The sequence below is a fragment of the Streptomyces sp. NPDC002935 genome (assembly GCF_040611295.1).
Classification (GTDB): Bacteria; Actinomycetota; Actinomycetes; order Streptomycetales; family Streptomycetaceae; genus Streptomyces.
In genome coordinates, this window is sequence record NZ_JBEXNW010000012.1 from 1 (window position 1) to 12,907 (window position 12,907).

The following is a 12,907-nucleotide window of genomic DNA, read 5'->3' on the forward strand; positions in this document are numbered from 1 at the left end:
CGACCCAGATCAGCTCGTAGGCACCGAGGCGCAGGATGTTGCGGTCGACGACCGGCATCCTGTCCAGCGTCCAGCCGACGGCGTACTGCGCGATGAGCTCGTCGATCCGCCTCACCTTGGTGGCATAACCCTCGACCAGCTGCATCGTGTACTCGCTGACCGGCGGCTGCCGGGTGTCTGACCGGGAGTGCCGGATCCAGTCCGCGAGGACCGTCAGGACGTCCACGTCGCGCTGGTCGCCCTCGAAGAGGATCTGGAAGGCGCGCTTGCGGGCCGTGTTGCGGGCAGCCACGGTTAGCTGTTCACCCGGCCGAGGTAGTCGCTGCTGCGCGTGTCGACCTTGATCTTCTCACCGGTGGTGATGAAGAGCGGGACCTGGATCTGGTGGCCGGTCTCCAGGGTGGCGGGCTTGGTGCCACCGGTGGAGCGGTCGCCCTGGACACCCGGCTCGGTCTCCTGGATGACCAGCTCGACGGCGGCCGGCAGCTCGACGAAGAGCACCTCGCCCTCGTGCTGGGCGACGGTGGCCGTGAAGCCCTCGATCAGGAAGTTGGCGGCATCGCCGACGGACTTGCGGTCGACCATGAGCTGGTCGTACGTGTCCATGTCCATGAAGACGAAGTACTCGCCGTCCATGTACGAGAACTGCATGTCGCGCTTGTCGATCGTGGCCGTCTCGACCTTGACGCCAGCGTTGAACGTCTTGTCGACGACCTTGCCGGAGAGCACGTTCTTCAGCTTGGTGCGCACGAAGGCCGGGCCCTTGCCGGGCTTGACGTGCTGGAACTCGACGACGGACCAGAGCTGGCCTCCGTCGAGCTTGAGCACCAGGCCGTTCTTGAGGTCGTTCGTGGAAGCCACGGTTGCGGAATCTCCTGGACTGACGTGGACGACCCCGGCGCACGCGCACAGCTCTGAAAGCTAGAGCGCGAGCAGCTCCTTGGTCGTGATGGTGAGTAGCTCGGGTCCGCCGTCCGCCTCAGGGCGCACGACGAGCGTGTCATCGATCCTGACACCGCCCCGGCCCGGAAGGTGGACCCCCGGTTCGACGGTGACCGGCACGCAAGCGTCCAGTTTACCCATGGCCGCGGGGGCAAGCTGCGGGTCCTCGTCGATTTCGAGCCCGACACCGTGCCCCGTCAGCGCCGGAAGGCCTTCCGCATGGCCCGCGGAGTCCAGAACCTGGCGGGCCGCGCGGTCCACGTCGCGGTAGGCGGCGCCGGGTGCCAGCGCCTCCCGTCCGGCGCGCTGGGCGGCGAAGACGAGGTCGTACAGCTCGATCTGCCAGTCGGCGGGCGAGGTGCCGATCACGAACGTACGACCGATCTCACACCGGTAGCCGCGGTAGGTCGCGCCGAGGCAGACGGAGAGGAAGTCCCCTTCCTCGACACGCCGGTCGGTGGGCCGGTGGCCGCGCCGTCCCGAGTTCGGGCCGGTGCCGACCGAGGTCGCGAAGGCCGGTCCGTCGGCGCCGTGGTCGACGAGCCGGCGTTCCAGTTCCAGGGCGAGATGGCGTTCCGTCCGGCCCACGAGAATGGATTCGAGGAGTTCGCCGAGCGCCTGGTCGGCGATCTCGGCACCGATCCGCAGACAGGAGATCTCCTCCTCGTCCTTGATCACGCGCAGCTGTTCCACCGCGCCGCCCAGGTCGGCCAGGCGCAGCCGCGGCGCGACCGAGCCGAGGGCGCGGTGCCGGGTCACGGTCAGGTGGTGTTCCTCGACCGCGAGGGATTCGACGCCCTGGCCGGCCGCCAGACCGGCCGCCGCGACGGCCGGATCGCCGCCGGCCCGCGGCAGTACCCGCACGTCCAGTGCCTCGTCCGGGCGTCCTTCCCCGGCCTCACCGGTCGGCGGGCCGCCGCACAGCAGGATGTCCTCGCTCCTGCCGAGCAGGAGCACGGAGCCGTGCGGCGCCGCTCCGGCGAGATACCTCACGTTGGCGGGGCGGGTGACGAGCGCGGTCGCGCTGCCGCCCGCCGTACTGCGCTCCCGGAGCCGCTCTCTGCGGGTCGCGTACACCTCTGACATGATCCGAGCGTACGAGCGGTGGCCGGATGTCGCCGGTTCAGAGGGCCGGACGGGTAACCCGGCGCCCCGACGGGCGGACGCGGGGCCCTCTCACCACTGCGGCGGGCTGGCGATCGACCGCGCGAGGACGTCGTCCAGGACCCGGGCCGTCGCGGCCACGTCGAGCTGCGAGTTGTCGATGATCGGGAGCCCGGAGCCGTACCAGCCGGCCATCCGGCCGTGGATGCGCGCGACCTCCTCGTCGCTGAGCCGACGGTTCCCGGAACGCTCGGCGTTGCGCTCCAGGACCACTTCCAGGCCCGGCAGGAGCACGACCGGCAGCAGCCCGGGACCGACGTGGCGCTTCCAGCCGCCGAGGCCGACGACAGGGCGGTCCGGGAAGACGGCGTCGTCGAGGATGCACGAGATGCCGTTGGCCAGGAAGTTGCGAGCGGCGAAGCCGCAGGTGCGGCGGGCGAGACGATACTGCGCCTCGGAATGGTCGTTCCACCCCGACTGGGGGTCGGCGAAGCCCGAGCGCACCCATTCGCGTACGTCGTCGAGGCTGATGTGGGCCGTGGGCACCCGCCGGTGGTCCGCCCAGTACTTGGCGACGCTGGTCTTCCCGGCGCCCGCGGGGCCGATGAGCAGGACCGCGAGTGTGGTGGCCGCCGGATCGGGCGCGCCCGGGGCGGGCGGCGGGCTCGGCATGGCCACCGGGGCGCCCGGGGGCAGCTGCACATGCCCGGTGGTGTCCGGCGCGGGCGGGACGGGACGGTGCTGCGGGGGCTGCGCCGAAGGGTGCTGCGGAGGCTGCGGGGGCATCTGGTGCGGCGGCAGGTGGTGCTGGGGGGCCTGGGCGGGTGGGGCCCCGGGCGGCACCGGCGCTCCGGCGAAACCCGGAGCGGGCGCGGGACCCTGCGGCCCCGGGTACGGTCCGGCCGGCGACCAGCCGGCGGCCGGTCCTTGCCCCGGCTGGTGGGGCGGCGGCAGCGGAGCCCCCACTGCGTGCTGCATCCGGTGCCACTCCGTCTCGTACAGGCAATGGGCGCTGACGGACGGGACGCCGGTCCCGTCGCTACCGAACGGTACCTTCCCCGGCCGCCGTTGTGTGAACGGCCGGGGAGCCTGCGAAGTGCCCGGGAGGGAGGGGCAAAACAGGTTGAGCAGGGGTCCTTCGGAACATAGGTCCGCGCGGGGCGCCGACCGCTACTCGCCGACCTCGCCGTACGCCGCGAGCAGGACGGCCGGGTCCGGGCCCTCCAGGACGGTCGGCTTGGCCAGCCCGTCGAGGACGATGAAGCGCAGCAGATCGCCACGGGACTTCTTGTCGACCTTCATGTTCTCCACGAGCTTGGGCCACTGGTCGTAGCGGTAGCTCAGCGGGAGACCGACGGACTCCAGGATCGTGCGGTGCCGGTCGGCGGTCGCGTCGTCCAACCGGCCCGCGAGACGGCCGAGTTCGGCGGCGAAGTGCATACCGACGGAGACGGCCGCGCCGTGCCGCCACTTGTAGCGCTCGTTCTTCTCGATGGCGTGCGCGAGCGTGTGGCCGTAGTTGAGGATCTCGCGCAGCCCCGCCTCCTTGAGGTCGCCGGAGACCACCTCGGCCTTGACCTTGATGGAGCGCTCGATCAGTTCGGCGGTGTGCGGGCCCGCGGGCGTCCGGGCCGCCTCGGGGTCGGACTCGATGAGCTCCAGGATCGCCGGGTCGGCGATGAAGCCGGCCTTGATGATCTCCGCGAGCCCGGAGACGTAGTCGTTGACGGGCAGTGAGTCGAGCGCCGCCAGGTCGCAGAGCACACCCGCGGGCGGGTGGAAGGCGCCGACGAGGTTCTTGCCCTCGGCGGTGTTGATGCCGGTCTTGCCGCCGACCGCCGCGTCGACCATGGCGAGCACGGTGGTGGGGACGGCGATCCAGCGCACCCCGCGCAGCCAGGTCGCCGCCACGAAACCGGCCAGGTCGGTGGTGGCACCGCCGCCGACGCCGACGATGACGTCGGTGCGGGTGAAGCCGGACTGGCCCAGCGCCTTCCAGCAGTAGGCCGCGACCTCGGCGGTCTTGGCCTCCTCGGCGTTCGGCACCTGGATGGCGACGGTCTCGAAGCCCTGCTCCGCCAGGTCGGCGCGGAGCGCCTCGCCGGTGCCGGCGAGCGCCTCGGGGTGGATCACGGCGACCCGCTTGGCCTTGTCGCCGATCAACCCGCCGAGCTCACCGAGGAGTTGACGCCCGACCAGGACCTCGTAGGGGTCGGTGCCCGCGGTGCCGCCGACCTGGACACGGGTCACTGCCTCGCTCATGCTTCCTTCAACTCCAGTGCGTCGAGGACCGCTTGGGCGACCTCATCGGGGGTACGGCCGTCGGTCGCCACGACCGCGCGTGCGACTTCGGTGTACAGGGGGCGGCGTGCCTCCATCAGCTCGCGCCACTGCCGGCGGGGGTTGACGGCGAGCAGCGGCCGGGCCGCGTTCAGTCCGGTGCGCTGGACCGCCTCCTCCACGTCCATGGAGAGGTAGACGACCTGGTGACCGGCGAGCAGCGCGCGGGTGTCCTCGTCGAGGATCGCACCGCCGCCCAGCGCCAACACGCCCTCGTGCCCGGCGAGCGCCTCGCGCACCGCCTGCTTCTCGATGGCGCGGAAGGCGTCCTCGCCCTCGTCGACGAAGATGTCGGCGACGGTGCGGCCCTCGGCGGCCACGATGTCGTCGTCCGTGTCCCGGTAGGCGCAGCGGAGCCGCTCGGCGACGAGCGCGCCCACCGTGGACTTGCCGACCCCCATCGGGCCGACCAGGACCAGCTGCGGCGCGGTCACCGGATGGCCAGGTTCTCGAGGTAGCTCTGCACGTTCCTGCGGGTCTCCGGGACGCTGTCGCCACCGAACTTCTCGGCGACGGCGTCGGCCAGGACCAGGGCGACCATGGCTTCGGCGACGATGCCGGCGGCCGGGACCGCGCAGACGTCGGAGCGCTGGTGGTGGGCCTTGGCGGCCTCGCCGGTGGCGACGTCGATGGTGGCCAGCGCGCGCGGCACGGTGGCGATCGGCTTCATCGCGGCGCGGACGCGCAGCAGCTCGCCGGTGGTCAGACCGCCCTCGGTACCGCCGGAGCGGCCGGTGGAGCGTCGGATGCCGTCCTCGGTGTGGACGATCTCGTCGTGCGCCTGCGAACCGGGCACCCGGGCGAGTTCGAAGCCGTCCCCGACCTCGACGCCCTTGATGGCCTGGATGCCCATGAGCGCGGCCGCGAGCCGGGCGTCGAGTCGACGGTCCCAGTGCACGTGCGAGCCGAGGCCCACCGGAACGCCGTACGCGAGCACCTCGACGACGCCGCCGAGCGTGTCGCCGTCCTTGTGGGCCTGGTCGATCTCCGCGACCATCGCCTTCGAGGTGTCGGCGTCGAGGCAGCGCACCGGGTCGGCGTCCAGCTTCTCCACATCGGAAGGCTTCGGGTAGACGCCGTACGGCGCCTTGGCCGCGGCCAGCTCGACGACGTGGGAGACGATCTCGATCCCGGCCGTCGCCTTCAGGTAGGAGCGGGCGACCGCGCCGAGCGCGACGCGGGCCGCGGTCTCGCGGGCGGAGGCGCGCTCCAGGATCGGCCGGGCCTCGTCGAAGCCGTACTTCTGCATACCGGCGAGGTCGGCGTGGCCGGGCCGGGGGCGGGTCAGCGGGGCGTTGCGGGCGAGGTCGGCGAGGATCTCCGGGGCGACCGGGTCGGCCGCCATGACCTGCTCCCACTTGGGCCACTCGGTGTTGCCGACCATGACGGCGACCGGGGAACCGATGGTGAGGCCGTGCCGTACGCCGCCGAGGAAGGTGACCTCGTCGCGCTCGAACTTCATCCGGGCACCGCGTCCATAGCCCAGGCGCCGCCGGGCGAGGTGGTCCGCCACCATCTCCGTGGTGATCGGGACGCCGGCCGGAAGGCCCTCCAGCGTCGCGACAAGTGCGGGACCGTGGGACTCCCCCGCGGTCAGCCAGCGCAACCTGCTCAACGGTGCTCCTCATGCTCGCGCCCTGGTACTGCTGCTGCGTACACGCGTCCTCGCGTACAGCGACGGCGCGACCGGGTGCGTGGCCCTGGCCCGCCGTCTCCGATCCTCCCACGTCCGGCGGCGGGAACCGGCCGCAGGTCCATCAAGCGGGACGGCCGATCGCGGACGGCGGACTCAGCGCGACCGGTCCTGCCCCTGCTCCTGGCGCCCCTGGGCGTAGGTGCCGAGGAAGTCGGCACCGCCGGGCCCGGCCGGTGCCGGGGTCTGCGCGGGCTGGTTCTGCTGCGGGGCGTACGCGCCGAGGTAGTCCGCGCCACGTCCCTGTCCGTGCTGTGCCGCGGCGTGCACGGGCGCACCCGTCCGCACGGCACGCCAGTACTGGATCTTGCGCTTGAGCTTGAGGGCCCACGAGGCGACGACGGCGAGCACGATCAACCCGAGCACCGTGAACTGCACCCAGTCGGGCATGAACTTCAGGACGAGCTCGAAGATCTCGCTCCTGCCGGACGCCAGCGGCATCCCGGTGGCCACATCGGTCATGTACCTGACTCCCCCTGCCCTGCGCTCCGCCCCCTGCGGAACTCAGTGGATCTTACGGGAGGCGAGCCCGTGTTCCCCCGCCCTTCTCATGGCGTCCACGGGGACCGGGCTGCGCCCGGTCATCTGCTCGACCTGGAGCACCGCCTGGTGCACGAGCAGGTCGAGTCCACCGACCACGGCTCCGCCGTACGCCGACCAGCGCGCCGCGAGGGCGGTCGGCCAGGGGTCGTACAGCACGTCGAAGAGGGTCGCGGGGCGCTCGGGGGCGGCGGCGGCCAGCGCGTCCGTGGTCCCGGCGGGAGTCGTGGCGATCACCAGCGGCGCCCGCAGCGCCTGTTCCGCGTCGGCCCAGTCCGCGGTGCGCACCTCGATGTCGAGCCGCTCGCCCCACTGCCGCATCTCTGCGGCCCGCTCCTTGCTGCGGACGTACGCGACGACCTCACCGGTGCAGATCCGCGCGAGGGCGGCGAGCGCGGAGGAGGCGGTGGCGCCGGCACCGAGCACGGCGGCCGAGTCGACCTGCTCGATCCCCCGCTCGCGCAGCGCGGCGACCATCCCGGGGATGTCGGTGTTGTCGCCGACGCGCCGCCCGTCCTGCGTGAACACGACGGTGTTGACCGCCTCGACGGAGGCGGCCGTCTCGCTGATCTCGTCGACCAGTGGAATGACGGCCCGCTTGAGCGGCATGGTCAGCGACAGCCCGGCCCACTCCGGTCCGAGGCCCTCGAAGAACCCGGGCAGCGCGTCCTCGTCGACCTCGAAGCGGTCGTACGACCAGTCCCCGAGGCCCAGCTCGCGGTACGCGGCGCGGTGCAGCACCGGAGAGAGGGAGTGGGCGATCGGAGAACCGAGCACCGCGGCCCTGCGGGCATCAATTGCCCGAGCTGGCATTGAACTTGTCCTTGAGTTTCTGGAATTCGGCCAGGGTCTTGGCGAATTCGGTGTTGTTCTGACCGTCTGTCGCCACGAAATACAGCCAGCCGTCCTTCGTGGGGTTGAACACCGCCCTGAAGGCGTCGGCACCCGGGTTGCCGATCGGACCGGGCGGCAGACCCGCGTGAGTGTAGGTGTTGTACGGGTCCGGATTGCTGTTGATCTCGGACGAACTGATGCGAATCTTGCTCTGGCGCTTCAGGTAATTGAAGGTCGAGTCGAACTGCAGCTTCCGGTTGGTCTCGGTGTTGGTGGACTTCAGCCGGTTGTAGATGACCTCGGCCATCTTCCGGAAGTCGGCGTGCGTCTTGCCTTCGGCCTGGACCAGGCTCGCGGCCGTGACCACCTGCAGCGGATCATCGAGCTTGAGGGCCTTCGCCTTCGCCTCGAGCCCCATCGCGGCGTACTTCTTGTTGGCCTGCGCCACCATGCTCTTCAGCACCGTCTCGGGCTTCATGCCCTTGGCGGCGGGATACGTGAGCGGGTAGAGGAATCCTTCCAGCGGATCCTTTATGTCCTTGTTGCTGTTCGCCCAGTCCGGGAGCCCCAGGCTCTTGTATTCCTTCTTCGCGACCTTGCCGGTGGTGCCGGCGGGAAGTCCGAGCTTGGTGTCGATCCGCGCGTACACCTCGACATTGCGGAGGCCGTCAGGCACGGTCACATTGTTCTGGCTCTTGGGGTCGAGCATCAAGTCGACGGCACTCGCGGCCGACATCCCCTTCCGCAGGAGATAGGCGCCCGCCTGAATCGACTTGCCCTTGGGATTCTCCGCCTGAGCGGAGACGAAAGCGTCCACACTCTTGACGACACCGAGCGCCTTGAGCTTCTGGCCGATTACGTAGCCACCCTCGCCCTTGACGATGATGACGGGCACCTGCCCTGTGCCGTCGCCACTGTAATCGGGAGCCGAGCCAAAACGATTCTCGTAGTAGTGATATCCGAAATACCCCACTCCGGCGAGACCGCCGCCGAAGACCATGACGACCACCAGGCAGGCGCAGCCGCTGCGGCGCTTCTTCTTGCCCGTGCCGCCGCCCCGGCCCTTGCGGTCACCGCGGCCGCGGCCCTTCTTCGGGTCGTCATCGTCGTCGAGGTCGTCGTCATCGTCGTCGCCACCGGCGAAGAAGGCGTGCTCGCCCTGGTCCGGTCCCGGGTCCCAGTCCGGCTCCGGATCGGGTTCGGGCTCGCGCTCGGGCTTGGGCTCGGCGCGGCGCCGGGCCGGCGGCTCGGGCGGCGGGTAGGCATCGGGGGTGCCGTAGTAGTCGGGCTGCTCACCGGCGTACTGGCCCGCGTAGGGGTCGGCCGGGTCGGCGGCGTAGGGCACCTGAGGCTGCGCCCCGGTGTTCCAGCCGCCGTCGGCGTACTGCTGCTGCCCGCCCTGGGACGGGTACTGCTGCTGACCCTGACCGGGGTACTGCTGCTGACCCTGGCCGTTGTACTGCTGCTGTCCCTGACCCTGGTACCCCTGCTGGCCCTGGCCGGGGTACTGCTGCTGGTCCTGGTACTGCTGCTGGCCCTGGCCGGGGTACTGCTGCTGGCCCTGGTACTGCTGCTGACCCTGACCGGGGTACTGCTGTCCCTGGCCGGGGTACTGCTGCTGCCCCTGGGACGGGTACTGCTGCTGACCCGGGCCCCAGTCGCCCTGCTGCGCCTGCTGCGCCTGCTCCTGCGGATAGTGCTGCGGCTGGCCGCCGTCGTAGGCGGACTGGCCGTCGGCGGCCTGTCCGCCCCATCCGACGTCCCCGTACAACGGGTCCTCCGGATGCCACGGTTCGGAGCCTGGGCCCCGGCCATACTCAGTCATCGATCCCCTACAGGCCGCGAGCCGGCAGCTGCCGGCTCGTGTGGCTCGGCTCCCGTCCGCCTCTTTACTGTGCGATGGCTGTTCGAACGCCACCGCATCGGGCGGAACGTTACCGTATCGCGATCACATGACCACTTCGACGCCCTCGCCGGGAGATTTACCTGACACCCGTTCGGATTCCAGGGCCTGCTGAAGAATGATGACGGCGGCAGCCTGGTCGATCACCGACCGGCCCTTCTTCGATTTCACGCCCGAGGCGCGCAGACCCTGACTGGCCGTCACCGTGGTCATCCTCTCATCCACGAGCCGCACCGGTACGGGAGCGATCCCGCCCGCGAGCTCCTGGGCGAAGGCACGGACCTTGACCGCGGCAGGACCCTCGCCCCCCTTGAGGGAGCGAGGGAGCCCGACGACGACCTCGATCGGCTCGTACTCCTCCACGAGCTGCCTCAACCGGCGGTGGGCGGCCGGGACGTCACGCCCCGGGACCGTCTCCACCGGTGTCGCGAGGATCCCGTCGGGGTCGCACGAGGCGACCCCGATCCGGGCGTCCCCGACGTCGATCGCGAGCCGACGTCCTCTGCGCATGTCCGCGGCCCTTACTTGGCCGTCTCGGCGACGAGGCGCTGAACCGCGTCGATGGCCTCACCGATGGCGGCGGGGTTCTGGCCACCACCCTGGGCGACGTCCGGCTTGCCGCCACCTCCGCCGCCGAGGGTCTTGGCGGCGGCACGGACCAGCTCTCCGGCCTTCAGGGCGCGCTCGCGGGCGGCCTCGTTGGTGGCGATGACCGTCAGCGGCTTGCCGCCGGCCACGGTGAACAGGGCCACGACAGCGGCCCGTCCGCCCTGGATGCGGCCGCGTACGTCGAGGACCAGCTTGCGCAGGTCGTCGGCGCCCGTGCCGTCCGGGACCTGGCCGGTGACCAGGGCGACGCCGTTGACGTCCTTGGCGGACTCCACGAGACCGGCGGCGGCCTGCAGGACCTTCTCCGCGCGGAACTTCTCGATCTCCTTCTCGGCGTCCTTCAGCTTGCCGAGCATGGCGGAGACCTTCTCCGGAAGCTCCTCCGGGCGGCCCTTGACCAGTTCCTGGAGCTGGGCGACGACCGTGTGCTCACGGGCCAGGAAGTTGTACGCGTCGACGCCGACCAGGGCCTCGATGCGCCGCACGCCGGAGCCGATGGACGATTCGCCGAGCAGCTTGACCAGGCCGAGCTGGGCGGTGTTGTGCACGTGCGTGCCGCCGCACAGCTCCTTGGAGAAGTCGCCGATGGTCACGACGCGGACGCGCTCGCCGTACTTCTCGCCGAACTCGGCGATCGCGCCCTGCTTCTTGGCCTCGTCGAGGCTCAGGATCTCGGCGTGCACGTCCAGGTCGCGGGCGAGCACCTCGTTGATCTGCTGCTCGACGTCCGTCATCACGGCCGTCGGGACGGCGGACGGGGAACCGAAGTCGAAGCGGAAGCGGCCGGGCTGGTTCTCGGAACCGGCCTGGGCGGCCGTCGGGCCGAGAGCGTCGCGCAGCGCCTGGTGCGTGAGGTGCGTGGCCGAGTGGGCGCGGGCGATGGCCGTACGACGGCGTACGTCGATGGTGGCCTGGGCCTTGGCGCCGACGGTGACCTCGCCGACCTGGACGACGCCCTTGTGGACGTACACGCCCGGGACGGGCTTCTGGCAGTCGCGGATCTCGATGACGGCACCGGTGTCGACCCGGATGCGGCCCGTGTCACCGATCTGACCGCCGCCCTCGGCGTAGAACGGGGTGCGGTCGAGGACGATCTCGACCTCGTCGCCCTCGGTGGCGGCCGGGGAGGAGACACCGTCGACGAGGATGCCGACGATCGTCGACTCGGCCTCGGTGCGGTCGTAGCCGATGAAGTCGGTCTCGCCGGAGGCGTCGGCGATCTGACGGTAGGCGCCGAGGTCGGCGTGGCCGGTCTTCTTGGCCCGGGCATCGGCCTTGGCCTTGTCCCGCTGCTCCTTCATCAGGCGGCGGAAGCCGTCCTCGTCCACCGACAGGCCCTGTTCGGCGGCCATTTCGAGGGTGAGGTCGATCGGGAAGCCCCATGTGTCGTGGAGCAGGAAGGCCTTGTCGCCGGCGAGGACCGTGCCGCCGGAGTCCTTGGTGTCGGTGATGGCCGTGTCGAGGATGTTGGTGCCGGCCTTCAGCGTCTTGAGGAAGGCGGCCTCCTCGGCGAGGGCCACGGTCTCGATCCGCTGCCGGTCGCCGACCAGTTCCGGGTACTGCTGGCCCATCATCTCGATCACGACGTCGATGAGGTCCTTGACGACGGGACCGGAGGCACCGAGCAGCCGCATGTTGCGGATGGCGCGGCGCATGATGCGGCGCAGCACATAGCCGCGGCCCTCGTTGCCGGGGCTCACGCCGTCGCCGATGAGCATCACGGAGGTGCGCATGTGGTCGGTGACCACGCGCAGCGAGACGTCGGATTCGTGAGCGGCGCCGTACTCGACGCCCGTCAGCTCGGTGGCCTTCTTGATGACGGCCATGGAGGTGTCGATCTCGTACATGTTCTGCACGCCCTGCAGAATCATGGCGAGGCGTTCCATGCCGAGGCCGGTGTCGATGTTCTTGCTGGGCAGGTCGCCGAGGATCTCGAAGTCGTCCTTCGAGGTGCCCTCGCCGCGCTCGTACTGCATGAAGACCAGGTTCCAGATCTCCACGTAGCGCTCGTCGTTGACGGCCGGGCCGCCCTCGACGCCGAACTCGGGGCCGCGGTCGTAGTTGATCTCGGAACACGGGCCACAGGGTCCCGGGACGCCCATGGACCAGTAGTTGTCCTTCTTGCCCAGGCGCTGGATGCGCTCGGCCGGGACACCGATCTTGTCGCGCCAGATGGACTCGGCCTCGTCGTCGTCGAGGTAGACCGTGATCCACAGGCGCTCGGGGTCGAGGCCGTAACCACCCTTGTCCTGGGGCGAGGTGAGCAGCTCCCAGGCGTAGGTGATGGCGCCTTCCTTGAAGTAGTCGCCGAAGGAGAAGTTGCCGCACATCTGGAAGAACGTGCCGTGCCGCGTGGTCTTGCCGACCTCTTCGATGTCGGGCGTGCGCACGCACTTCTGCACGCTGGTGGCCCGCGACCACGGCGGCTTGACCTCACCGAGGAAGTACGGCTTGAAGGGGACCATGCCGGCGGGGACCAGGAGCAGAGTCGGGTCGTCCGCGATGAGCGACGCCGAAGGGACGACGGTGTGACCGCGCTCCTCGTAGAAGCTCAACCAGCGGCGGCGGATTTCAGCCGACTCCATCAGTGGTCCTCATTCCGGTTGTACGAGTACGTCGTGTTCTCGATGTACTTGATCTGCTTGTTGTTGCCGGACTGCTGGGCGTCGCCGATCGCGGCGGCACGGCGCTGCGCGGGCAGTTCGGGGTCCGGGCGCTCGTTCAGACCGAGCACCTCGCCGAGTTCGGCCTCTCGCTGGGCCATCCCGTCGCGGACGTCGAGCGCGAACTCCTTGAGCCGGTGCCCCGCGTCGATCGCCTTGTTGGCGGCCTGTGCCGCGAGGCTCTCGGGGGTCAGCTTCTTGAGCTTGCGGTTGACCTTGGTGGTGGCCCATACACCCGCGGCTGCGCCTGCGGTGAACCAGAACGTACGGCGGAACATC

13 protein-coding genes are annotated in these 12,907 nt (G+C 70.4%); all 13 read right to left on the bottom strand.

The annotated features are described in order from the left end of the window. Window positions 1-292 (bottom strand): transcription antitermination factor NusB (locus ABZX90_RS17925; RefSeq protein WP_355205929.1); only part of this gene is annotated, 292 nt, incomplete at its 3' end. Window positions 293-294: 2 nt separating this feature from the next. Next, window positions 295-861 carry an elongation factor P gene (gene efp, locus ABZX90_RS17930; protein WP_081223344.1) on the bottom strand — a complete coding sequence of 189 codons (567 nt, stop codon included), beginning with the start codon at window positions 859-861 and terminating at the stop codon, window positions 295-297. Window positions 862-921: 60 nt separating this feature from the next. Then, on the bottom strand, window positions 922-2,028 hold the full coding sequence (locus ABZX90_RS17935; RefSeq protein WP_351130357.1) for an aminopeptidase P family protein: 1,107 nt from the start codon (window positions 2,026-2,028) through the stop codon (window positions 922-924). Window positions 2,029-2,118: 90 nt separating this feature from the next. Continuing rightward, window positions 2,119-3,024 carry a Pro-rich N-terminal domain-containing protein gene (locus ABZX90_RS17940; protein ID WP_351130356.1) on the bottom strand — a complete coding sequence of 302 codons (906 nt, stop codon included), beginning with the start codon at window positions 3,022-3,024 and terminating at the stop codon, window positions 2,119-2,121. Between the two features lie 192 nt (window positions 3,025-3,216). Then, window positions 3,217-4,308, bottom strand: a complete 1,092-nt coding sequence (gene aroB / locus ABZX90_RS17945; RefSeq protein ID WP_351130354.1) for a 3-dehydroquinate synthase — start codon at window positions 4,306-4,308, stop codon at window positions 3,217-3,219. Next, entirely contained in the window at window positions 4,305-4,787 is a 483-nt protein-coding gene (locus ABZX90_RS17950; protein ID WP_351130367.1) for a shikimate kinase, read from the bottom strand. Before ABZX90_RS17950 ends, aroB begins: the two co-directional genes overlap by 4 nt. Window positions 4,788-4,816: 29 nt before the next feature. Further along, window positions 4,817-6,001 (bottom strand): chorismate synthase, encoded by a 1,185-nt coding sequence (gene aroC, locus ABZX90_RS17955; RefSeq protein WP_351130352.1) that lies wholly within the window; start codon window positions 5,999-6,001, stop codon window positions 4,817-4,819. 174 nt (window positions 6,002-6,175) lie between these two features. Then, window positions 6,176-6,541: a hypothetical protein gene (locus tag ABZX90_RS17960; protein ID WP_351130351.1), complete on the bottom strand. Its 366-nt coding sequence runs from the start codon at window positions 6,539-6,541 to the stop codon at window positions 6,176-6,178. Window positions 6,542-6,583: 42 nt separating this feature from the next. Continuing rightward, complete coding sequence (locus ABZX90_RS17965) at window positions 6,584-7,432, bottom strand: shikimate dehydrogenase (RefSeq protein ID WP_351130349.1); 849 nt, start codon at window positions 7,430-7,432, stop codon at window positions 6,584-6,586. Next, entirely contained in the window at window positions 7,413-9,278 is a 1,866-nt protein-coding gene (mltG, locus tag ABZX90_RS17970) for an endolytic transglycosylase MltG (RefSeq protein WP_351130348.1), read from the bottom strand. Before mltG ends, ABZX90_RS17965 begins: the two co-directional genes overlap by 20 nt. Before the next feature lie 123 nt (window positions 9,279-9,401). Then, window positions 9,402-9,866, bottom strand: a complete 465-nt coding sequence (gene ruvX / locus ABZX90_RS17975; RefSeq protein ID WP_351130346.1) for a Holliday junction resolvase RuvX — start codon at window positions 9,864-9,866, stop codon at window positions 9,402-9,404. A gap of 11 nt (window positions 9,867-9,877) precedes the next feature. Further along, window positions 9,878-12,550, bottom strand: coding sequence for an alanine--tRNA ligase (gene alaS, locus ABZX90_RS17980; protein ID WP_351130344.1), 2,673 nt, complete (start codon window positions 12,548-12,550; stop codon window positions 9,878-9,880). Next, window positions 12,550-12,906, bottom strand: a complete 357-nt coding sequence (locus tag ABZX90_RS17985; RefSeq protein ID WP_351130343.1) for a DUF6167 family protein — start codon at window positions 12,904-12,906, stop codon at window positions 12,550-12,552. The genes alaS and ABZX90_RS17985 overlap by 1 nt, the downstream gene beginning before the upstream one ends. Window position 12,907: the final 1 nt, after the last annotated feature.